The organism is Streptomyces sp. NPDC024555 (genome assembly GCF_055559335.1).
The window spans coordinates 72,483-93,617 of record NZ_JBVHKV010000023.1 but is presented as its reverse complement, the minus strand read 5'-3'; the positions used below and the strand labels follow the sequence as shown (position 1 = coordinate 93,617).

17 protein-coding genes are annotated in these 21,135 nt (G+C 72.5%); 11 read left to right on the top strand and 6 right to left on the bottom strand.

Going from position 1 to position 21,135, the window contains the following annotated elements; genetic code table 11:
- Positions 1-166 precede the first annotated feature (166 nt).
- The 3 genes from ACZ4FH_RS31375 to argS all read right to left on the bottom strand — a co-directional run bounded on the left by ACZ4FH_RS31375 (position 167) and on the right by argS (position 4,948).
- Positions 167-1,378: a helix-turn-helix domain-containing protein gene (locus tag ACZ4FH_RS31375; RefSeq protein WP_467309160.1), complete on the bottom strand. Its 1,212-nt coding sequence runs from the start codon at positions 1,376-1,378 to the stop codon at positions 167-169.
- A gap of 86 nt (positions 1,379-1,464) precedes the next feature.
- On the bottom strand, positions 1,465-3,003 hold the full coding sequence (locus ACZ4FH_RS31370; protein ID WP_467309159.1) for a hypothetical protein: 1,539 nt from the start codon (positions 3,001-3,003) through the stop codon (positions 1,465-1,467).
- A 160-nt stretch (positions 3,004-3,163) separates the two neighbouring features.
- On the bottom strand, positions 3,164-4,948 hold the full coding sequence (argS, locus tag ACZ4FH_RS31365; protein ID WP_467309158.1) for an arginine--tRNA ligase: 1,785 nt from the start codon (positions 4,946-4,948) through the stop codon (positions 3,164-3,166).
- Between the two features lie 161 nt (positions 4,949-5,109).
- Between argS and lysS the strand changes: the two genes are divergently transcribed.
- Positions 5,110-6,873 carry a lysine--tRNA ligase gene (gene lysS / locus ACZ4FH_RS31360; RefSeq protein ID WP_467309157.1) on the top strand — a complete coding sequence of 588 codons (1,764 nt, stop codon included), beginning with the start codon at positions 5,110-5,112 and terminating at the stop codon, positions 6,871-6,873.
- 180 nt (positions 6,874-7,053) lie between these two features.
- Here the strand turns inward: lysS and ACZ4FH_RS31355 are convergent, their stop codons facing one another.
- Together ACZ4FH_RS31355 and ACZ4FH_RS31350 are read right to left on the bottom strand one after the other, a co-directional pair.
- A complete protein-coding gene (locus ACZ4FH_RS31355; RefSeq protein WP_467309156.1) occupies positions 7,054-7,992 on the bottom strand; it encodes an ACP S-malonyltransferase in 939 nt (312 codons plus the stop codon).
- Between the two features lie 264 nt (positions 7,993-8,256).
- Positions 8,257-9,168 carry a UbiA family prenyltransferase gene (locus ACZ4FH_RS31350; RefSeq protein ID WP_467309155.1) on the bottom strand — a complete coding sequence of 304 codons (912 nt, stop codon included), beginning with the start codon at positions 9,166-9,168 and terminating at the stop codon, positions 8,257-8,259.
- Positions 9,169-9,554: 386 nt separating this feature from the next.
- Here ACZ4FH_RS31350 and ACZ4FH_RS31345 point away from each other — a divergent pair, with 386 nt between their 5' ends.
- The 3 genes from ACZ4FH_RS31345 to ACZ4FH_RS31335 all read left to right on the top strand — a co-directional run bounded on the left by ACZ4FH_RS31345 (position 9,555) and on the right by ACZ4FH_RS31335 (position 12,126).
- Complete coding sequence (locus ACZ4FH_RS31345; RefSeq protein ID WP_383650696.1) at positions 9,555-10,256, top strand: hypothetical protein; 702 nt, start codon at positions 9,555-9,557, stop codon at positions 10,254-10,256.
- Between the two features lie 90 nt (positions 10,257-10,346).
- Complete coding sequence (locus tag ACZ4FH_RS31340) at positions 10,347-11,468, top strand: sensor histidine kinase (protein ID WP_467309154.1); 1,122 nt, start codon at positions 10,347-10,349, stop codon at positions 11,466-11,468.
- Positions 11,443-12,126 (top strand): response regulator, encoded by a 684-nt coding sequence (locus tag ACZ4FH_RS31335; RefSeq protein ID WP_383650692.1) that lies wholly within the window; start codon positions 11,443-11,445, stop codon positions 12,124-12,126. Before ACZ4FH_RS31340 ends, ACZ4FH_RS31335 begins: the two co-directional genes overlap by 26 nt.
- 58 nt (positions 12,127-12,184) lie before the next feature.
- Here ACZ4FH_RS31335 and pdxR read toward each other — a convergent pair whose 3' ends face one another.
- The gene (gene pdxR, locus ACZ4FH_RS31330) at positions 12,185-13,585 is read right to left on the bottom strand and encodes a MocR-like pyridoxine biosynthesis transcription factor PdxR (RefSeq protein ID WP_385112742.1); all 1,401 of its coding nucleotides are present in this window, start codon (positions 13,583-13,585) and stop codon (positions 12,185-12,187) included.
- Between the two features lie 107 nt (positions 13,586-13,692).
- Here pdxR and ACZ4FH_RS31325 point away from each other — a divergent pair, with 107 nt between their 5' ends.
- The 7 genes from ACZ4FH_RS31325 to ACZ4FH_RS31295 are packed head-to-tail and all read left to right on the top strand — an operon-like array spanning position 13,693 to position 21,132.
- Complete coding sequence (locus ACZ4FH_RS31325; RefSeq protein WP_467309153.1) at positions 13,693-15,033, top strand: nucleotide sugar dehydrogenase; 1,341 nt, start codon at positions 13,693-13,695, stop codon at positions 15,031-15,033.
- Positions 15,033-16,082 carry an anthranilate phosphoribosyltransferase gene (trpD, locus tag ACZ4FH_RS31320; protein ID WP_467309152.1) on the top strand — a complete coding sequence of 350 codons (1,050 nt, stop codon included), beginning with the start codon at positions 15,033-15,035 and terminating at the stop codon, positions 16,080-16,082. The genes ACZ4FH_RS31325 and trpD overlap by 1 nt, the downstream gene beginning before the upstream one ends.
- Positions 16,079-16,876, top strand: coding sequence for an indole-3-glycerol phosphate synthase TrpC (locus ACZ4FH_RS31315; RefSeq protein WP_467309151.1), 798 nt, complete (start codon positions 16,079-16,081; stop codon positions 16,874-16,876). Before trpD ends, ACZ4FH_RS31315 begins: the two co-directional genes overlap by 4 nt.
- On the top strand, positions 16,873-18,060 hold the full coding sequence (gene trpB / locus ACZ4FH_RS31310; RefSeq protein ID WP_467309150.1) for a tryptophan synthase subunit beta: 1,188 nt from the start codon (positions 16,873-16,875) through the stop codon (positions 18,058-18,060). The genes ACZ4FH_RS31315 and trpB overlap by 4 nt, the downstream gene beginning before the upstream one ends.
- Positions 18,057-18,854, top strand: coding sequence for a tryptophan synthase subunit alpha (gene trpA / locus ACZ4FH_RS31305; protein ID WP_383650680.1), 798 nt, complete (start codon positions 18,057-18,059; stop codon positions 18,852-18,854). The genes trpB and trpA overlap by 4 nt, the downstream gene beginning before the upstream one ends.
- Positions 18,851-20,011 (top strand): DegT/DnrJ/EryC1/StrS family aminotransferase, encoded by a 1,161-nt coding sequence (locus tag ACZ4FH_RS31300; protein WP_467309149.1) that lies wholly within the window; start codon positions 18,851-18,853, stop codon positions 20,009-20,011. The genes trpA and ACZ4FH_RS31300 overlap by 4 nt, the downstream gene beginning before the upstream one ends.
- Positions 20,008-21,132 carry a DegT/DnrJ/EryC1/StrS family aminotransferase gene (locus ACZ4FH_RS31295; RefSeq protein WP_467309148.1) on the top strand — a complete coding sequence of 375 codons (1,125 nt, stop codon included), beginning with the start codon at positions 20,008-20,010 and terminating at the stop codon, positions 21,130-21,132. The genes ACZ4FH_RS31300 and ACZ4FH_RS31295 overlap by 4 nt, the downstream gene beginning before the upstream one ends.
- The last annotated feature ends 3 nt before the right edge of the window (positions 21,133-21,135 follow it).

Genomic DNA, 21,135 nt, shown 5'->3' with positions numbered 1-21,135 from the left:
AGTCCTGTGATATCGCGCATGTGTGGCGCCCCTCTTCGGCGTCGATCCCTGTCCCCGGGCCGAGTTCACTGGTGCCGGGGTCTGTGGGGAACCACGCTAGGAACGGGCGGCCGGCTGTCACAGCGGCGTACCGCCCCACCTTTGCGATCAGCTGGGGCGCAGTGTCCTACCCGGCAAGCCCGAGACGGTCCGCCAGCGCCAGTACCGGTGCGTCCCTGCGTCGAACGCGGCCGCGCAGATCCTCCACCAGGCGGCGCGACGTGGAGTGGTAGCGCATCCACTCGGGAGCGTCCCGCTCGGCCAGGAGCAAGGCCCGCGTCGCCGCCGGGTCGTCGTCGAGGTCGACGTAGGCCAAGGCCCGGTCGACATGGAAACGAGCCCGCCACGTCGGCGGCAGGGTACCGAGGTCCGGAACCGTACGCGCGGCTCGGACCGCCTCGTCGCTGCGCTCCAGCTCCACGAGGAAGTTCACCTTGGCCACCCCCGCGTTCGTCGGGCCGAAGGGGGTCGCGTACACCATCAGATCCGCACCGATGCTCGCCGCCGCACCGGTCGCCATGTTCAGCAGATCGCCGACCTGGCGCTCCTGCCGCACCGCTGCGGTGGCCGCGCGCAGGAGGAGCACACCCCAGAGGGCCAAGTCCTTTGGCGCGGACCGGAATCCCGGTTCGATCTGCTCCGCACGCAGCACGGCGACGCGTTCGGCGTCTTCGAGCCTGCCCTGTTTGGTGAAGATCCACGACAGTGTGGAGGCGGCCAGCGTCTCAAGGTCCGGGTCGTCGCAGTGCCTTATCGCGGTCCACGACCGTTCCATCGCCGTGAAGGCCGCATCCTCCTTGCCCAGGGCCGTCAGGGTGGTGGCGGCCACCTGGTACGCCACGGCCAGGACGGACTGCGCCGCTGCGGCATCGGTGCCGGTGGACACGTGCGCGGTGGCACGGGCGTCTCGGATCAGCTGCGGCAGGAGCCGCCCGATCTCCCCCATCCGGCCCTCACGTCGGATGACCTCGGTCGACGCGAGCGACGCCTGCAACTCGACGACGGTAGGCGGATCTTCCGGGTCCGCCTCGCCGCCCATGAGATCCGAGAGCGGCGACACCGCCTGCCGCAGGGCGAGTACCGAGGGCATCTCCGCATCCGTGTGGTGATTGCTCTCGAACGTCGAGGGCTGGCCCACGAGGAACGAAGGTTCCGTGTCCAAAGCCCTGGCCAAGGCGTTGATCGTGGTCAGCCGCGCCGAGGTCCGCCGCCCCTGCTCCAGCTTGCGCACCACATCCACCGAGACACCGGCCCTGTGAGCCAGTTCCTCCTGTGTGAAGTTCCGCCGGAGCCTCAACTCCGCCAGACGGTCGCCGATTCCGGACTCGAATACGCCCACGCCTACCCCCCGGGCAAAGGATGGTCCCCTTCACGGTACGCCGGGCCGGTCCCGGCGAAAGTCCACCCGGAGCGGTGATCCGGCGTTCAGGCCCGGGTGCTCCCCGACGTGTCCTCCCGGAGCACCGCGTCCCGGGCCGTGCGGGCGATCGCGGCGGCGGTCCTGTGGCTGAGGTCGGCCTTGTTGAGGACGACGGTGCCGTAGCTGCCCCGGTCCAGCCAACTGCACGCGGTGTGGGCGCCGTCGTTCTCCGCGTCGGTGGAGTAGGCGACGCAGCGCAGGTGGCCGCCGTGGGGGCCGGGGGGTGCGTTCCAGACGTCGTCGATGGTCGAGTCGGACTCGGAGAGGCCCTGCTCGTAGGCGCGGACGGCGTCCGGCTCGTTCTCGTGGAAGTCGCCGGTCGCGCCGATGACGAGCGCGACGGGTTCGGCGGTCAGCAACTTGTCCGGGGCGCCGTAGACGTACATGAAGGTGCCGGGGCCGAAGTCGTCCGACTCGGTCGTGACCGTGTTCGGGTCCGGGGCGACGCCGTCCACGGGCGGTACGGCGCTGAGGAGCGGGGCGCCCATGAGCGTGGGTGGGGGCGTGGCCACGTAGTGCGGGTAGGCCGTGTTCTGCGGGGCGGGCCACAGCAGCGGGGAGGCCGCCGCGCAGAGGACGATCGTGCCGGCGGCGAGGCGGGCGACGGACTCGCGGGAGCTGTACGCGGGCGGCGGGGGCAGGGGGCTGTCCGGCAGGGGGGTGTCCGGCAGTACGGGGGTCCGGGCCCCGGCCAGGGCCCGGGACCGGTGCTCCAGCCGGGCGAGCAGCATCGTCGGGGCGCAGAGCAGCAGGACGACGACACCCGTCCAGGTCGGCCAGTGGAACGCGGCCCGGGTGACCAGGAACGTCGCGACCAGCGCCGTCACGATGACCAGCGTCGTCATCGGCGCCCGTGCGGGGAACCGGAGCAGCCGGTGTCCGGGCCGGTCGAGCGCGAGGAGCGTGTCCGCGCGGATCGCCAGGCGCAGATCGTACGGGGAGGCGGCGGCCTGCTCCCAGGCGAGGCGGGCCGCCTCGGTGAGGTCGGGGGCGTCGGCCAGCGCGGTGCGCACGTCGTGGCGCTGGATGTGGGCGAGGGCGCCCGGGGACAGGGTGCCGCCCCGGGGGACCGCCTTGATCTCGCCGCGCGCGTACCGGCCCACGTGGAGGGCCTGGAGCGAGTCCGGGGCGAGGGCGATGATCCGGTCGGCCAGGACGGGCCCCCGGGCGCTGCGGCCGGGATGGTCCAGCGGGTCCGCGCGCAGGCAGAGTTCGGCGTAGGCGACGAGCAGGCCGAGGTCGTCGGGGAAGTGCTCCAGGCCCTGACGGTAGACGCGCTCGGCCTCGTCGTCGTGGTCGTCCTCGTCCTCGGCGACATGCCCCCGGCCCAGCAGTTCGTACAGCACGGCGTCCACCCCGTGCTCCTTCAGCGCCTCCTCGGCCCGCGACCGGGCCTCGGCCGGGCGCCCGCCGTCGAGCGCCGCCCGGACCGCGTCCGCCGCCGTTGCGGAGGACGTGGCGTTCCCTGCGGGGCGTTCGCCGTCCAGACCCGTCCGGACTGTGTCCGCCGCCCCGGACGACGCGTCGTCCCCGTACTCCCGCATGAGATCCCCACCCCTGGTGCCTCTGCTGACGCGTGTCAGCCGCGTCACTATCGCGCTGGTGGGGGGCCGTGGTCAACGGGCTCCGGCGGGGGCCCGCCGTACACGCCACCGCCCCGCACCGGAAGCCGGTGCGGGGCGGTGGGTCCGGGTATCGGACCCCTCAAAGCCGTTCGGGCGTCCGGATGCCCAGGAGGGCCATGCCGCGGTGGAGGGTGCGGGCGGTGAGGTCGACGAGGAAGAGGCGGTTCTCGACGGTCTCGGGGGTGTTGTCGTCGCTGAGGACCTGGCACTGGTCGTAGAACGTGGTGAGGTGCGAGGCGAGCTGGTAGAGGTACGCGGCGAGCTTGTGGGGCTCGTAGTGCGCGGCGACCTCGGAGAGGACCTCGCCGAACTGGTCCAGGTGGAGGCCCAGGGCGCGCTCGGCGGGGGCCAGCTCCAGCTCCGGGTGGGCGGCGGGCTTCGCGTCGCCGGCCTTGCGGAGGATGGAGCGGATCCGGGCGTAGGCGTACTGGAGGTAGACGGAGGTGTCGCCGTTGAGCGAGACCATCTGGTCCAGGTCGAACTTGTAGTCGCGGACGGCGGAGGTCGACAGGTCGGCGTACTTCACGGCGCCGATGCCGACGTACCGGCCGTTCTCCACGATCTCCTGCTCGGTCAGGCCGATCTTGGCGGCCTTCTCGCGGACGACGGCCGTGGCCCGGTCGACGGCCTCGTCGAGGAGGTCCTCCAGCTTGACCGTGACGCCCTCACGGGTCTTGAAGGGCTTGCCGTCCTTGCCGAGGATCGTGCCGAAGGCCAGCTGGTGGGCCTTGGTGTCGTCGCCCAGCCAGCCGGCCCGGCGGGCCGTCTCGAAGACCATCTTGAAGTGCAGGGACTGCCGGACGTCCACCACGTAGAGCAGGCTGTCGGCCTTGAGGTTCTGGACCCGGTCGCGGATCGCGGAGAGGTCGGTCGCCGCGTAGCCGTAGCCGCCGTTGGACTTCTTGACGATGAGCGGGACCTTGTTGCCGTCCGGGCCCTTCACGTCGTCGAAGAAGACGCAGAGCGCACCCTCGGAGCGGACGGCGACGCCCGTCTCCTCCAGGATCCGGCAGGTCTCCTCCAGCATGTCGTTGTAGCCGGACTCGCCGACGATGTCGGGGTCGCTGATCTCCATGTCGAGCTTGTCGAAGACGGAGTAGAAGTAGATCTTCGACTCGTCGACGAACCGCTGCCACATCGCCAGCGTCTCCGGGTCGCCCGCCTGGAGGGCCACCACCCGGTCCCGGGCCCGCGCCTTGAACTCCTCGTCGGAGTCGAAGAGGGCCCGCGAGGCCTTGTAGAGCCGGTTCAGCGAGGACATGGCGGCCTCGCCGGCCGCCTCGTCCGCCGCGTCGCCGTGGCCCAGCTCGTCGGGGTGCTCGGTCAGGTACTGGATGAGCATGCCGAACTGGGTGCCCCAGTCCCCGATGTGGTGGCGCCGCACGACGCTCTCGCCGGTGAACTCCAGGATCTGCACCATGGCGTCGCCGATCACGGCGGAGCGCAGATGGCCGACGTGCATCTCCTTGGCCACGTTCGGCTGGGCGTAGTCCACGACCGTGGTGCCCGCCGAGGGGTTCAGCGGCACGCCGAGCCGGTCGGTGTCGGCGGCGCGCGCGGCCAGGGTCTGCGTGATCGCCCGGTCGGTCAGCGTGATGTTCAGGAAGCCGGGGCCGGAGACCTCGATGTCCTGGATCAGCTCCGAGGCGGGGAGCGCGGCGGTGACCCGGTCGGCCAGCTCCCGCGGGTTGCCCTTCAGCTTCTTGGCGAGGGCCAGGATGCCGTTGGCCTGGAAGTCGGCCCGGTCGCTTCGGCGCAGCAGCGGGTCCGCGGTGCCGGCCTCCGGCAGGGCTGCCGTCAGGGCGTCCGCCAGCTGCTGCTGGAGCGTGGAAGCGAGGGAATTGACCGAGCCGTGCTCAGGCATGGGACGGGCTGCCGTTTCCGTAGGGGTACAAGGGATGGCCCAAGTATCCCACGGGGCGCCGAGCCGTTCGCAAAGCCGTTTTCGTGCTGCGGGCAGTACCTGGGAGAATGGGGGCGCCCCCGCACGAGGGCGTCCCTGTGAGTCCTAGCCGAGAGAAGGACGTGCCGACCGTGGCTCAGAGTCAGAGCAGCACCGAGACCGACTGGGTCTCCCGCTTCGCGGACGAGGTCATCGCCGAATCGGAGCGTCGTGCGCCTGGCAAACCGGTCGTCGTCGCCTCCGGCCTCTCCCCGTCCGGCCCGATCCACCTGGGCAACCTCCGCGAGGTCATGACCCCGCACCTGGTCGCCGACGAGATCCGCCGCCGCGGGTACACCGTCCGGCACCTGATCTCGTGGGACGACTACGACCGCTACCGCAAGGTGCCGAACGGCGTCGCGGGGGTCGACGAGTCCTGGGCCGAGCACATCGGCAAGCCGCTGACCTCGGTGCCCGCCCCGGCCGGTTCCGCGTATCCGAACTGGGCCGAGCACTTCAAGGCCGCCATGACGGCGTCCCTGGACGAGCTGGGCGTCGAGTACGACGGGATCAGCCAGACGGAGCAGTACCTCGCGGGCGCGTACCGCGAGCAGATCCTGCACGCGATGCGGCACCGCGCCGACATCGACGCCGTGCTCGACCGCTACCGGACCAAGAAGGACCCGGCCGCCGCGGGCAAGGGCGGCAAGAAGCCGCAGCAGCAGAAGAAGGTCGACGAGGCCGAGCTGGAGGCCGAGGCCGGTTCCGGCGCGGCGAGCGAGGACGACGGCAGCGGCGGCTCGGCGGGCTACTTCCCGTACAAGCCGTACTGCGGCAACTGCGAGAAGGACCTCACGCAGGTCACCTCGTACGACGACGAGACCACCGAGCTGAACTACACCTGCGCGTCCTGCGGCTTCGCGGAGACCGTGCGGCTCAAGGAGTTCAACCGGGGCAAGCTGGTCTGGAAGGTCGACTGGCCGATGCGCTGGGCCTACGAGGGCGTGATCTTCGAGCCCAGCGGGGTGGACCACTCCTCGCCGGGGTCCTCGTTCGTCGTGGGCGGGCAGATCGTCCGCGAGGTCTTCGGCGGTGTGCAGCCGATCGGTCCGATGTACGCCTTCGTCGGCATCTCCGGCATGGCGAAGATGTCGTCCTCCAAGGGCGGGGTACCGACGCCGGCCGACGCGCTGAAGATCATGGAGGCGCCGCTGCTGCGCTGGCTGTACGCGCGCCGCAGGCCGAACCAGTCCTTCAAGATCGCCTTCGACCAGGAGATCCAGCGGCTCTACGACGAGTGGGACTCGCTGGGCCGCAAGGTCGCCGACGGCACGGTGCTCCCGGCCGACGCCGCCGCGTACGCGCGCGCGGTCGGGACCGCCGCCGGTCCGCTGCCCAGCACGCCTCGCCCGCTGCCGTACCGCACCCTGGCCTCGGTCGCCGACATCACCGCGGGCGCCGAGGACCAGACGCTGCGCATCCTCAGCGAGCTGGACCCCACCAGCCCGCTGACCTCGCTGGACGAGGCCCGGCCCCGCCTCGACCGCGCCGAGAACTGGATCACCACCCAGGTCCCGGCCGAGGCGCGCACCATCGTCCGCGACGAGCCGGACAAGGAGCTGCTCGGCTCGCTGGACGAGCGGGGGCGCGAGTCCCTGCGGCTGCTCCTGGAGGGGCTGGACACGCACTGGTCGCTCGACGGCCTGACCACGCTCGTCTACGGCGTGCCGAAGGTCATGGAGGGGCTGGACCCCGAGGCCAAGCCGACGCCGGAGCTGAAGGTCGCCCAGCGGTCCTTCTTCGCGCTGCTCTACCGGCTGCTGGTCAGCCGCGACACCGGGCCCCGGCTGCCCACGCTGCTCCTGGCCGTGGGGGCGGACCGGGTGCGCAGGCTCCTCGGGGCGTGACGTCCGGCGCGTGACGTCCGGCTCGTGACGCCGCGCCCGTATCAAGGCGAAGGGCCGCCCTCCGCTTCGGCGGGGGGCGGCCCTTCGTTCGCTCGGCCGCCCGGGGGAGGGATGCGGCCGTGCGCGGGTGGTGGTTCGTGGGTCCGGGGCCCGGGGCCGGGCGCCGGACGCGGGGGCTCCTCAGGCCGCCGGGGTCAGGACCGCCTGGGGGTCGGAGAAGGTGTCCCGGGGGACGCGCGGGACGGTGGCCTTGGCCAGCCCGGTCAGGGTCCGGCCCGGACCGATCTCCATCAGGCGGTCGCAGGCCAGCTCCCGGGTGAGCGTGTGCAGGGTGTCCGACCAGCGGACCGGCGCGGTGAGCTGGAGGCGCAGCAGCTCCGCCCAGTGCGGGCCGCCGCGGTGGGCGCGGGCGTCCACGTTGGAGACCACCGCCGAGTGGCCCGGCATGAAGCGGGCGGTGGCCAGGGCCTCGGCGAACGGTTCCACGGCCGGTGCCATCAGCGGGGTGTGGAAGGCGCCGCCGACGGTCAGGGCCACCACCTTCGCCGCCCCGGCCCGCTCGGCGGCCCGGGAGCAGCGCTCCACATCGGCCGCGCGGCCCGCGATCACCGTCTGCTGCGGGGAGTTGAGGTTGGCCACCCAGACCTGGCCGCCGTCCGCGTGGATGCCGTCGACGACGTCCTGGGCGCGGTCGGTGTCCAGGCCGAGCACGGCGGCCATCGCGCCCTCGGCGCGTTCGCAGGCCCGCTGCATCGCGGCGCCGCGCGCCAGGATGAGCCGGGCCGCGTCCTGCGGGTCGAGGATGCCGGCGGCGACCAGCGCGGCGTACTCGCCCAGGCTGTGTCCGGCGCAGGCGCCGGGGAAGGTGGCCAGCGGGTGCTGGCGGCGCAGTTCGGTGAGGGCCACCAGGGCCAGGGTGAAGGTGGTCAGCTGGGCGTTGTCGGTGCGGCGCAGGGTCGCCGTGTCGGCGTCCAGCAGCAGGGACTCGACGTCCCGGCCCGCCGCTTCGGAGATCTCCGCCACCACGGACCAGCCTGCGGTGCGGCGCCAGGGGAGGCCCATGCCGGGACGCTGGGCTCCCTGGCCGGGGAACATGAGCGCCAGTCGGGTACTCGCCATCGCTTTCCGTCTCCTTTCTGCGGCCGGGGGCGATGCGCTGGTGCGCGGAGTGGAATACGGTCCCGTGCGGCGGTGAGAATTCCCCGCCCGGGGCGCGTGCGCTCTTTCCATTCCCGGATCTCGCCGCCCGGACCACCTTTTCGCGATCCGTTCTTTCTCCGGTGATGAAACCACTTCGACCACCCTGTGGTGTCGGTGTACTGCACTTGAGTGGTGCGTGAATGCGCCTTTGGGGAGGGGGCGATGTTTCTTTGGTGTTTCCGCTCAGACGACGGCCTGGCCGAGCAGCGCCAGATGCGCGCAGTGCTGGGTGACCATGAAGAAGCGGTACGGGCGGCGGCGCTGGTGGCGGCTGTCGGTGGCGCGGCCCCGGAGCGTCACGGCGGCGAGGGCGACGGCGCCGGCCAGGACCACGCCGGCGGTGGGCAGCTGCCCGGGGGCCCAGCGCAGCGCGCCGGCCGTGAAGACGGCGGCGACGGTGCAGGCGCCGGCCGCGACGAGGTAGCGGGTGCGGCGTTCGCCCAGGGTGACGGCCCAGGTCCGGCGGCCCGCGGCGGTGTCGCCCTCGATGTCGGAGAAGTCCTTGGCCACGGCGCCGACCAGGGCCATCCACAGGGACATGGCGGCGGCGGTGACGAAGAGCGCGGGGGAGTGGGGCGAGAGGCCGAGGGTGAGCGGTCCGGCGGCGTAGGTCAGCAGGCCGGAGGCGAACACCACGCCCATCGCGGTGGGCGTCCGGCTCTTCCAGGCGAAGCGGGGCGCGGAGTAGGCGTGGCCGAGCAGGAGCATGGCCGCGCAGAGCAGCAGCGGGCCCGTTCCGGCGCAGGCCGCGGAGATCAGGGAGCCGACGGCGGCGACACGGGCGACGAGCAGTGCGGTGCGGCGCGGCAGCCGGCCCCCGGCGATGGGCCGCGTCGAGCCGTTGACCTGGTCCTCGTGGTAATCCATGCAGCCGTTGAAGAGATACGTGTAGAAGATGGCGCCGAACCAGGCGAGGGAGCCGAAGACGGCCTGGACGACCGCCCGGGGACCGATCTCGGGATCCGTCGCGAGCGCCAGGGCGATTCCTGCGAAATAGCGGAGCTGGAAGGCCGTCAGAACCGCGGGCCGGGATTCCTCGATGCAGAGTCGAAGAATGCTGGGATTCCGGTGCTTCGTGCCACTGGGTGCAGTCACAGGCAGTGGCCGTATCGTCGCCGTAGGCATGACCAGGAGCCTAGGCACCGGTAGAGGTGTCTGACTGTTCCGCAAATGAGCCATGCGTACTACTAAAGAGGCACGGAAGAGGCACGGAATACCGGCGGGTCGGATTCCGAATTGCTCCGTCCGTTTTCTGCCGGACCGCGAGCGGGTCTCCGTCCCTCCTCGACCGGTCCTTGAGCGTCCGTGGATCTCCGGCCGGTGCCGCGCTGGTACGCCGGACCGCCGCCGAAGTGGACCGCCCGCCCGCCCCCTCCTGGCGCTTCGCTGGTGAGGTGGCGGGCGCCGGTCCTTTCCGGCACCCCGCTTCCCGTCATGGGCCGTTGGCAGCCCTGGTCCGTTTCCGACCCCGGGAAGCCACTATGCATACGCTTGTTTCCTTACCCCCGCGCGCCCTTTTCCCGGCGCCCAGGGAGCTTCACGTCTGGTCCGTCGCGCTCGACCGTGTTCCCTCCGAGGGAGGGGACGCGGTCCTCGATCCCCGCGAGCGCGCCCGTGCGGCGCGCATCGCCCGCCCCCTCGCCCGGGGGCGCTACCGGGGTGCGCACCTCGCGCTGCGGTCGGTGCTCGCCGGCTATCTCGGCGTCCCGCCCGCGGTGCCCCGGTTCGTCCGCCGCTGCCCCGATCCGGAGGAGTGCGGCGACTGCGGACAGGGGCGGCCCGTGCTCGTCGACGGGCCCTGGCCGGAGATCGGCTTCAGCCTGTCGCATTCGGGCGCGGCGGCGCTCGTCGGTGTGGCCGGGGGGCCCGGTGCCGTGGGAGTGGATGTGGAACGCGTCCGTTCCGTTTTCGACTGGTCCCGGATACCGGCCGTCGGCCCAGAGAACCGGATTGCTGGATTCCGTACCTGGACGGCGATCGAGGCCGTGGGGAAAGCGGCCGGAACGGGGCTGCGTATCCCCGTGCGCGTCGGTGATCCCGGACCGGAAGGAGTACGCCGGGCCAACCGCCCAGGTGATCCACGGGATTGGTACGTCCACGAGGTGAACTGCCCCGACGGCTATGTGGGATCGGTCGCCACGGATGTCGCGGGTGCCGTGGTCAGCGTTTTCTCATGGCCCTAGCGGGGCGTGTCTCAGAACGTGGGACGGTAGGCATCGTGTTGACATGCCGTAACCGTACGATGATGATCCGAGGGTCGGTTTCTGGTGAGGGTGGGGGCTCTTCTGATGCATTCGGGTTTTATTGAATCCGATACAGTCGAACAACTGCTGGCCCGTACACCGGAATTACTGTCCGACTACCGGGGCCGGCTCGAAGCAATCAAAAGTCCTCTGGTAGCGAATGAGACCACCTGGCGCACCTGCGCGCTCCAGGCCGAGCGGATCATCAGGGACTGCGCGGAGAGCCTGCGCACCCAGCGTTCCGATGTGCGCGACCGGCTGATCCAGCAGGTCGAGGGGCTGGGGGTGGAGCGGGCGACGCAGGGCATCGACGCCGTCCACTCCATCCGCGCGGGGATGATCCTCTTCGACATCGTCTTCGACGCGCTGGGCCGCGTGATGGTGGACGCGCCCGCCGCGTTCGACAGCTTCCAGGCGGGGGTGCGCACCCTGCAGCGGGGGATCGGGCTGCGGCTGGAGGCCGGGGCGATCGGGCACGACACCTATCTCCTCAACACCGTGCGCGAGGTCAACGCGGCCGGGCAGCGCCAGCTCGCCCGCGAGATCCACGACCACCTCGGCAACCACGTCAGCCTCGCCCTGCGCCGTATCGAACTGCACGAGCTGACCTGGCAGTCCCGCCCCGACGAGGTCTCCGCCCGCATCGGTGCCGTCAAGGAGACCCTGACCGAGGCGCTCGGCATCATCCGCGACCTGGTCACCCAGCTGCGCCGGGCCGACCGCGAGGGGACGCTGGAGTCCGCGTTCACCGCGTTCCTGGAGTCCATGGAGATCACCCCCTCCAAGGTGCGGGTCCAGGTCAACGGCAGCGAGGAATGGGCCCCGCAGGAGGTCCTGGACGAGGTGTTCCTCGTGGTCCGCGAATGCCTGCGCAACTCCTTCGCGCACGCCGAGGCCGAACACGTCCTGGCCGCCGTGGACATCGCCCCCTACCAGGTGCAGGCGCTCATCGAGGACGACGGCCGCGGCTTCGACCCCTCGGCGGTCGCCACGGCGGGCCGGGCCAACGGCATCGCCTCGGCCACCGAGCGCGTCGAACTCCTCGGCGGCACCATCCTGTTCACCAGCTCACCCGGGGCCGGCGGCACGCGGGTCACGGTCACGATCCCCCTGATGGACCTCTCCGGTGATTCCGCTGAACGCACGCCCTGACCTCATCCGCATCCTCGCGGCCGACGACCACACCCTGCTGCGCACCGCCCTGGCGGAGCTGCTGAACGCGGAGGACGACCTCCAGGTGGTGGCCCAGGCCAGCAGCGGGCGGGGGCTGGCCGAGCTGGTGGAGCGCCATCAGCCCCATGTGCTGCTGCTCGACGTGGAGATGCCCGACCATCACCCCCGCGCGGCCGTACGCGGGCTGCTGGAACGTTTTCCCGGGCTGCGGATCATCATCCTCACCATGTACGACGACCAGCCGCTGGTGCATGAACTGCTGCAACTGGGCGCCCGGGGCTATCTGCACAAGAGCGTCTCGCGCGCGGCGCTGCTGAGCGCGGTGCGCAACGCGGCCCGCGAGGACGACCAGATCACCATCCTGGTGCCGCGCGCGGGCTACACGGCCGGCGGCGACCAGCCGCACGACCAGGACGCCGGACCGGTCTCGCCCCGCGAGCGCGAGGTGCTGACCTGTGTCGCCGAGGCCATGAGCAACCGCCAGATCGCGGCCCGGCTCGGCATCACCGAGGGCACCGTCAAGCGCCATCTGCGCAATATCTTCGACAAGCTCGACGCCGTCTCGCGCATCGACGCCGTCAACAAGGCCCTGGCGCAGAAGCTGATCGCCGCCCCGCGCGGACGCTCCATGCGTTGAGAAGCCCCCCGGGGCCCGTACGGCGTCGGGCAGGGCCCTCCGGGGCCCGTACGGCCGCTCAGCGGCGGCGGGCCTCCCCGTACGCCGCGCCGATGGCCGCCATGGCCTCCGAGATGCCCGTCAGGGGCAGTGAGCCGTAGCCCAGCAGCAGCCCCGGCTCCCCGGGCGGGCCGCCGAAGCGGAACTGCTGGCCGCTGCGGACCAGCACCGAACGGCTCAGCGCGCCGTGCACCACGGCCGTCTCGTCCGTGCCCGGCGGCAGGACGGCGTAGCTGTGCAGCCCCGCCGCGCAGCCGATCAGCCGGGCCTCCGGGAGGTGTTCGCGCACCGCCAGGGCCAGGGCCTCGCGGCGGGAGCGGTAGCGCGAGCGGACCCGGCGCAGATGGCGGTCGAGCAGACCGCTGCGCATCAGCTCGGCGAAGGCCAGCTGCGTGAGGGTGTCGGAGCCCTGGTCCTGGCGCGAGCGCACCCGCTCCATCAGGGGGTAGAGCTTCGGCGGGATCGCCAGCCAGCCCAGCCGCAGCCCCGGCACCAGCACCTTGCTCGTGGTGCCCGCGTACACCACCCGCTCCGGATCGCCCTCCTGGAGCGCGGTCGGCCGCACCCCCCGGTCGAACCAGAACTCCCCGTCGTAGTCGTCCTCGATGATCCAGGCGTCCCGCTCCCGGGCCCAGGCCAGCAGCTCCGCGCGGCGCCGGGCCGACATCATCACGCCGGTGGGGAACTGGTGCGCCGGGGTGACCAGGACCGCGCGGGCCCCGGTGCGCTCCAGCGCCTCGACGATCAGCCCCTCCTCGTCGACCGGGACCGGCAGCGGGGTCAGCCCGGTGTCCAGGATGAAGCGGCGCTGCCCGCTGTGGCCGGGCTCCTCGATGGCCAGCTCGTGGATGCCCAGGCGCTGGAGCGCGTCGGAGAGCAGCGCGAGCCCCTGGGCGAACCCGGCGGTCACCATGACCTGCGCGGGCTCGGTGTGCACGGAGCGGACCCGGCCCAGATAGCCGGACAACTCGTTGCGCAGCTCCGCGATGCCGGCCACCGGCGGATAGTCCATGCCCTCGCGGCCGACGTTCTGGAGCACCTTCGTATAGGAGTTGAGCCACTCCTGGCGCGGGAAGTTGGACAGATTGGCGATGCCGACCCGCAGATCCCAGCGCGCGCTGGTGGCCGGCCGGGAGTCCAGCAGCGAGGTGTCGCCCGCGCTCTCGGGCAGTTTGCGGGCCACATGCGTCCCCGAGCCGCGCACCGCGTCGAGATAGCCCTCGGCGATCAGCTGCTCGTACGCCTCGACCACCACACTGCGCGAAAGGCCCAGGTCCAGGGCCAGTTGACGGCTCGAAGGCAGCCGCGCTCCAGGGTGCAGAACGCGGTCCTCGATACGGGTCTTGATGGCGTTCTGGAGCTGGGCGGTGAGCGGTACGGACGAGTCCCGGTCCACTTCCACCGACAGATGCCAGGCCATCTGGTCTGCTCCGTATCCCCCGCAGTGGTCTGGGTGGTCCCCCTCGGCCACTGGCCTACTTGATCACGCCAACGGCCTTTATTTATAGCACTCAGAGGGAGAACCCCATGGTTGAGATGACTGGCGTACTCGCTCCCGTGATTCATGGGCGGGACGGCGCGAGCGTCTTCGACGAGAAGATCGAGCGCCGCACCCTGCGGGTGGGCATCGTCGGCCTCGGATACACCGGCCTGCCGCTCGGGCTCGGCTTCGCGATGGCCGGCCTGCCGGTCCGCGGCCTCGACACCGACGCCGGCCGGGTCGCCCGGGTGGCGCGCTCCAGCTCCTACCTCCCGGATGTGAGCGACGCCGAACTCGCCTCGGTCGCCTCCCGGTTGAGCGCCACCACCGAGCCCGGCGAGCTGGCCGGCTCGGACGTCCTGATCATCTGCGTGCCGACCCCGGTCACCGGTGACCAGCAGGCCAACCTCGACTACGTCGAGTCCGCGATGAACTCGGTGGCGCCGCTGCTGCGCCGCGGGATGCTGCTGGTCCTCCAGTCCACCGTCCCGCCGGGCACCACGGCCGCCGCGGCGGCGGCCCTCGCCGAGGCCACCGGCCTGGAGCCGGGCACCGACTTCCATGTGGCGATGGCCCCCGAGCGGGTCGACCCGGCCAACACCAACGGCTGGAACCTCACCAACACCCCCAAGGTGGTGGGCGGTCTCACCGAGGAGTGCACCCGCCGGGCCGCCGCCCTGTTCGGCCTCGTCTGCGAGCGGGTCGTACCGGTCTCCAGGCTGGAGGTCGCCGAACTCTCCAAGGTCTTCGAGAACACCTTCCGCCTCGTCAACATCAGCCTCACCCTCGAACTCTCCGACCTGTGCCGGGCGTTGGACATACCGGTCCGCGAGGTCATCGACGCCGCCTCCACCAAGCCCTACGGATTCCTGGCGCACTACCCCGGCCCCGGGGTCGGCGGCGAGTGCATCCCGGTCGACCCGCTCTTCCTGCGCGAGGCCGCGGACCGGGCCGGCACCGACATGTCGCTGGTGGCCGCCGCCTTCGACCGGGTCGAGCGGCGCCCCGGCCAGGTCGTCGAGCGGCTGGCCGAACTGACCGCCGAACGCGGCCGGAAGCTGCGCGGCGCCAAGGTGATGGTCGTCGGCGTCAGCTACAAGTCCGGCGTCGCCGATCTGCGCAACGCCCCCGCCCTGGACGTCATCCGCGGACTGCGCGCCGCCGGAGCCGTCGTCTCCTACCACGACCCGCTCGTCCCGGACCTCGTCGTGGACGGGGAGCCGGTCACCCCGGCCGACTGGGCCGTGGTCGAGCTGGCGCAGCTGGACGCCGCCGTGATGGTCACCCCGGTGCCGGGGCTGGAGCAGGACCTGCTCTGGGGCATCCCGCCGGTCGTCCTGGACACCCACAACAAGCTGACGGCGGCCAGCAATGTGGCGGTGCTGTGATGGCGACCGCCCTGCTCACCGGCCGTGCGCTCCCGGGCGTGACCCGGGACGCGGTCGCCGGCCGCACGGTCTCGGCCGAATCGGCCCGGGACGCGGTGGCGGAGCTGCTGGACGAGACGACGGACGAGGTGGACGCGGCGGCCTTCCTGACCGCGGTCGCGGTGGGCGGGGCCACACCGGTCCTGGTGGCCGCCGCTGTGGAGGCGGTCCTCGCGGTGGCCCGGCCGGTGGCCTGGACGGGCCCGGCGGTCGATGTGGTCGGCACCGGCGGTGACGGCAGCGGCTCGGTCAACATCTCCACCCTGGCCGGACTCGTCGCGGCCTCGGCCGGGGCGACCGTCGCCAAGGCCGGCAACCGGGCGGCGACCTCGCCGTGCGGGAGCGCCGACCTGCTGGAGGCGCTGGGGATCGAGCTGGACGCCGGGGAGCGGATCCCGGAGCTGCTGGCCGCGCACCGGTTCGCGTTCCTCTTCGCCCCCGCGCTCCACCCGGCGCTGCGCCGGCTGGCCCCGGTCCGCCGCCGGCTCGGCTTCAAGACCCTGTTCAACCTCTCCGGACCGCTCGCCAACCCGGTCCCGCTGACCGGCCGGCTCATCGGCACCGCGACCCGCCGGGACCAGGAGGTCCTGGCCGAGGCCGCCGGCCGGCTCGGCCACCGCCGCACCTGGGTCGTCCAGGGCTTCGACGGCATGGACGAGCTGACCACGGCGGGCCCGGCCCGGGTGCTGCGGGTGGACGGCTCCACCGTCACCGAGTCCACCGTCGACCCGTCCGCGCTGCCGCTGCGGCCCGCCGGACGCGAGGCGCTGGCGGGCGGCGGCCCGGCCCGCAACGCCGAACTCGCCCGGCAGGTGCTGGACGGCACGGCCCCGGCCGCGCTGCTGGACACCGTGCTGCTGAACGCCGCCGCCGTCCTCCATCTGGCCGGCGCCGCCGACGACCTGGGCGGCGGGATCGTCCTCGCCCGCGACGCCGTACGGCGGGGAGCCCCGGCCCGGCTGGCCGCCCGGCTCGCCCGTACCCCGATCACGCAGGAGTCCACCTCATGAGCAGCCATCTCGACGACATCGTCGCCGCCAAACGCGCCGCCTGGAGCGGCCCCCGGGCCGCCGACGCCGCCGCCCGCGGCCGGCGCACCCCGGCCGTGCCCGGCCGGTTCGCCGCCGCGATCGGCGGGACCCGGGTCTCGGTCATCGCCGAGATCAAGCCCACGTCCCCCTCGAAGGGCCCCCTGCTGGATCCGTCGCTCGCCGTGCCCACCGCGCGCGGCTATGTGGCGGGCGGTGCGTCGGCGATCTCCGTCCTCGGCGACACGCCCTTCTTCGGCGGTTCGCCGGAGCTGGTCCGCACGGTCGCGGAGCACCCCGACGTCACCGTCCCGGTCCTCTTCAAGGACTTCCTGGTCGACATCCGCCAGGTGCGGCTCGCCCACGACAGCGGGGCCGACGCGGTGCTGGTCATCGCCCGTGCGGTGGACGACGCGCTGCTGACCGATCTGGTGCAGACCGCGCACTGCATGGGGCTGGACGCCCTGGTGGAGACCTTCACCCAGGACGAGGTGGACCGGGCGCTGAACGCCGGGGCCCGCGTCGTCGGCATCAACAACCGGGACCTCCGGACCTTCGCGGTCGACCTGGAGAACTCGGCCCGGCTGCGCCGCGACATCCCGCGCGGCGTCCTGACCGTCAGCGAGAGCGGCCTGTCCGGCCGCTCCGACATCGAACGCATCGCCGCGCACGGCTTCGACGCCGCGCTCATCGGCGAATCCCTGCTCAGCAGCCCCGACCCCACCGCCCAGCTGCGGACGTACACCGGGGTCCCGATTCTGGAGGTGGCCTCGTGAACGGCCGATTCGGCGAGTACGGCGGACAGTTCGTCGCGGAGACCCTGGTGGGCCCGCTCCAGGAGCTGGAGGAGGAGTACCACAAGGCGCTGCTGGACCCGGAGTTCACCCGGGAGCTGGACCGGCTCCTGAAGATGTTCGTCGGCCGGCCCACCCCCATCACGGAGCTGCACCGGCTGGGCGTCACCGAGAACGGCGTCAAGCTCTGGCTCAAGCGGGAGGACCTGACCCACACCGGCGCCCACAAGATCAACAACTCGATCGGGCAGGCCCTCCTCGCCCGGCGCCTGGGCAAGAAGCAGATCATCGCCGAGACCGGCGCCGGACAGCACGGGGTGGCCGTGGCCGCCGCCTGCGCCCACCTCGGCCTGGAGGCCACCGTCTACATGGGCCGGGTCGACGCCGAACGGCAGGCCCCCAACGTCCAGCGCATGGAGCTGCTCGGCGCCCGCGTCGAACTGGTCGACCTGGGCACCGCCACCCTCAAGGACGCCATCAACGCGGCCATCCGCGAATGGATCGCCCGCCCCGACACCACCCACTACCTGCTCGGCTCCGTCGTCGGACCGCACCCCTTCCCGACCATCGTGCGCGACTTCCAGTCGGTCATCGGCCGCGAGGCCCGCGCCCAGTTCCTGGAGGAGAACGACCGGCTGCCCGACGCGGTCGTGGCCTGCGTCGGCGGCGGCTCCAACGCGGCCGGGATGTTCAGCGCCTTCCTCGACGACCCGGTCCGCCTCGTCGGCGTCCAGGCCGCCGGCGAGGGCAAGGGCGGGCAGGGCGGCCACGCGGCGCCGCTGCTCTACGGCGACCCCGGCGTCCTCCAGGGCACCCGCACCTACCTCCTCCAGGACGACGACGGGCAGATCCAGCTCACCCACTCCATCGCCCCCGGCCTCGACTACGCGGGCGTCGGCCCCGAGCACTCCCACTACAAGGACACCGGCAAGGTCGACTACATCACCGCCTCCGACGACGAGGCCCTGGACGCCTTCGCCGCCCTCAGCGCCCAGGAGGGCATCGTCCCCGCCCTGGAGTCCGCCCACGCGGTGGCCGGCGCCCTCAAGGTGGCCCGCGAGAGCGCGCCCGGCAGCACCATCCTCGTCAACCTCTCCGGCCGCGGCGACAAGGACCTCACCTCCGCCATGGCCGCCCTCAAGCAGCGTGAGGAGACCGCGCGATGAAGCGCCTCGAACAGACCTTCACCGACAACCGGACCAAGGACGAGACCACCCTCGTCGCCTACCTCACCTCCGGCTACCCGCACCTCGGCGAGACCGTCGGACTGATCTCCGCCGCCGTCGAGGCCGGCGCCGACGTGATCGAGCTGGGCGTCCCGTTCTCCGACCCGCTGGGCGACGGCCCCGTCATCCAGGCCACCGGCCAGGCCGCCCTGGACACCGGAACCACCACCGCCGCCACCCTGGACGTCGTCGCCGAGGCCCGCGCAGCGGGCGTCGAGGCACCGATCGTGCTCATGGGCTACTGCAACCCGTTCCTGCGCTACGGCCTCACCCAGCTCTACGACGACGCCCGCTCCGCCGGGGCCGACGGCTTCGTCGTCCCCGACCTCCCGGTCAGCGAGGGCGCCGAATGGCTGAAGCACGCCGAGGCCACCGAACTGGGCCAGACCTTCTTCACCGCGCCCGGCAGCTCCCAGGAGCGCATCACCGCCTCCGCCACCGCCTCCCGGGGCTTCCTCTACGTCCTCGCCGCCAACGGCGTCACCGGTGTCCGCAAGGACCTGGACCCGGGCATCGACGCCTATCTGGAGCGGGTCCGCTCGGCCGGCGACACCCCGATGGCCGTCGGCTTCGGGATCTCCCGCCCCGAGCACGTCGCCGCCCTGCACGGCAAGACCGACGGCGTGATCGTCGGCAGCGCCCTGCTCCAGGCCATCGGTGCCGCCCGCGACGCGGCCGGCCGCCGCCGGGCCGTCACCGGGATGATCTCCGCCCTGAAGGCGGCCACCCGATGAGCGCCGACGCCCCCGTCCCCTTCTTCAGCGGCGCCGCCTCCGCCCGCCGGGACCGCACCCGGCTGGCGGAGGTGGTCCGGCGGGTCGCCGCCTCCGGGCGGTTCACCTCCGGACCGGTCACCGCCGAACTGGAGGCCGCGATCGCCGCCCGCACCGGCGCCCGGCACGCGGTGGCCGTCGCCAACGGCACCGACGCCCTGGTGATCCTGCTCCGGGCGGCGGGCATCGGCCCCGGCGACGAGGTCATCGTCCCCGCGTACACCTTCTTCGCCACCGCCTCCTCCGTCCTGCACGTCGGCGCGCAGCCGGTGCTGGTGGACGTGCTCCCCGGCAGCTACGCCATGGACCCGGAGCGCGCCGAGGCGGCGATCACCGAGCGGACCAGGGCGATCATGCCGGTCCACCTCTTCTCCCAGATGGCCGACATGGAGCGGCTGAAGGACCTCGCCGACCGGCACGGGCTGCTCCTCCTGGAGGACAGCGCCGAGGGCATCGACATGCGGGCCGGCGGGGTGCACGCCGGGCTGTGGGGCAGCGGCGGGGTGCTCTCCTTCTTCCCCACCAAGACCCTCGGTTCGCTCGGCGACGCCGGGATGCTGCTCACGGACGACGACGACATCGCCGCGAGCGCCCGCCGGCTGCGCCTGCACGGCCAGGGCACGGACGGGGCGTACGCCACCGACGGCGCCTACGTCTACCAGGAGCTGGGCTACAACAGCCGCTGCGACGAACTGCACGCCGCGTTCCTGCTGCACCGCATGGAGCGGCTGACCGAGGAGATCGGGCGCCGGGCCGAACTCGCCGCCCGCTACGACCGGTTGCTCGCCCCGCTCGCCGGGACCGTCACCACCCCGTGGATGGCCCCGGCCAAGAACCCGAGCAACCAGGTCTACTACGTCTACCTCATCGAGTGCGACCGCCGCGACGAGCTGGCCGCCTTCCTGGAGGAGCACGGCGTCGGCACCGAGGCGTACTACCCGCGCCCGCTGACCGAGCAGCCGCTGCTCGCCCCGCTGCCCGGCTCCCGCCACCCCGTCCCCGTCTCCGAGGCCGCCGCGCGGCGCGCCCTGGCGCTGCCCCTCTACCCCGACCTCACCGACCAGCAGGCCGACCGCGTCGCCGCCCTGGTCCACGCCTTCTACGGAGCCGCATCGTGAGCACCGTCATCCCCTACTTCGACTGGTCCGCCCGCTCGGCCGACTGGGTCGACGACATCGTGGAGGTCTTCCAGGAGGTCGCGGAGAGCGACGAGTTCATCCTCAAGTCGCGCGTCGAGCGGCTGGAGGCGGAGATCGCCGCCCGCACCGGCGCCGCCCACGCGATCGCCGTCGCCAGCGGCACCGGGGCCCTCACCGTGGTCCTGGCCGCGCTCGGCATCGGCGAGGGCGACGAGGTCGTCACCCCGGCGTTCTCCTTCGTCTCCACCGCCTCCACCGTCGCCCTGCGCGGCGCCCGCCCGGTCTTCGCCGACGTGGAGTACGAGACCGGGCTGCTGGACCCGGCCGCCGCCGAGGCCGCCGTCACGGACCGCACCCGGGCCCTGCTGCCCGCCTATCTCTTCTCCGGCTCCCCGAGGATGGGCGCCTTCGCCGAACTGGCCGGGCGCCGCGGACTGCGGCTCATCGAGGACAGCGCGGTCGCGCTCGGCGCCGAGACGGACGGCCGGCCCGCCGGCCGGCACGGCGACGCCGGGGTCTACTCCTTCTTCCCCGCGAAGCCCGCCGGAGGCATCGGCGATGCCGGGATGATCGTCACGGACGACCCCGAGATCGCCCGCGTCGCCCGGATGCTCCGCAACCACGGCCAGCCCGCCGGCAAGCGCTTCTACCACGAACTGCTCGGCTTCAACTGCCGGATGGACGAGCTGACCGCCGGCTTCCTGCTGCGCAAACTGCCGCACCTGGACGGTCTGCTGGAGCGCCGCCGCGCGATCGCCGCCGTGTACGAGGAGGGGCTGCGCCCGCTGGCCCCGGCCCTGCTGCCGCCGCCGGCCGGCTTCGGGGGACGCGCGGTCTACACGTACGTGATCCGCTCCCAGGAGCGCGACGCGCTGCGCTCCTACCTGGCCGGACAGGGCATCGAGACCGCCGTCTACTACCCCCGCCCGCTCCACCTCCAGCCCGCCTTCGCCCACCTCGGCCACGGCCCCGGCGACTTCCCGGTCGCCGAGCGGCTGTCCCGCGAGGCGCTGGCGCTCCCGCTCCACCCCGACATGGCCCCGGGCGCCGCCGAGCGCGTCGTGGCCGCCGTCCACCGCTTCCACACCGCCGGGAGGTGAGCA

Coding starts and splice junctions, on each gene's coding strand:
- ACZ4FH_RS31370 (WP_467309159.1), bottom strand. CDS start 3,003: ATGCGGGAGTACGGGGACGACGCGTCGTCCGGGGCGGCGGACACAGTC.
- argS (WP_467309158.1), bottom strand. CDS start 4,948: ATGCCTGAGCACGGCTCGGTCAATTCCCTCGCTTCCACGCTCCAGCAG.
- ACZ4FH_RS31355 (WP_467309156.1), bottom strand. CDS start 7,992: ATGGCGAGTACCCGACTGGCGCTCATGTTCCCCGGCCAGGGAGCCCAG.
- ACZ4FH_RS31345 (WP_383650696.1), top strand. CDS start 9,555: ATGCATACGCTTGTTTCCTTACCCCCGCGCGCCCTTTTCCCGGCGCCC.
- pdxR (WP_385112742.1), bottom strand. CDS start 13,585: ATGGCCTGGCATCTGTCGGTGGAAGTGGACCGGGACTCGTCCGTACCG.
- ACZ4FH_RS31325 (WP_467309153.1), top strand. CDS start 13,693: ATGGTTGAGATGACTGGCGTACTCGCTCCCGTGATTCATGGGCGGGAC.
- trpD (WP_467309152.1), top strand. CDS start 15,033: ATGGCGACCGCCCTGCTCACCGGCCGTGCGCTCCCGGGCGTGACCCGG.
- ACZ4FH_RS31315 (WP_467309151.1), top strand. CDS start 16,079: ATGAGCAGCCATCTCGACGACATCGTCGCCGCCAAACGCGCCGCCTGG.
- trpA (WP_383650680.1), top strand. CDS start 18,057: ATGAAGCGCCTCGAACAGACCTTCACCGACAACCGGACCAAGGACGAG.
- ACZ4FH_RS31300 (WP_467309149.1), top strand. CDS start 18,851: ATGAGCGCCGACGCCCCCGTCCCCTTCTTCAGCGGCGCCGCCTCCGCC.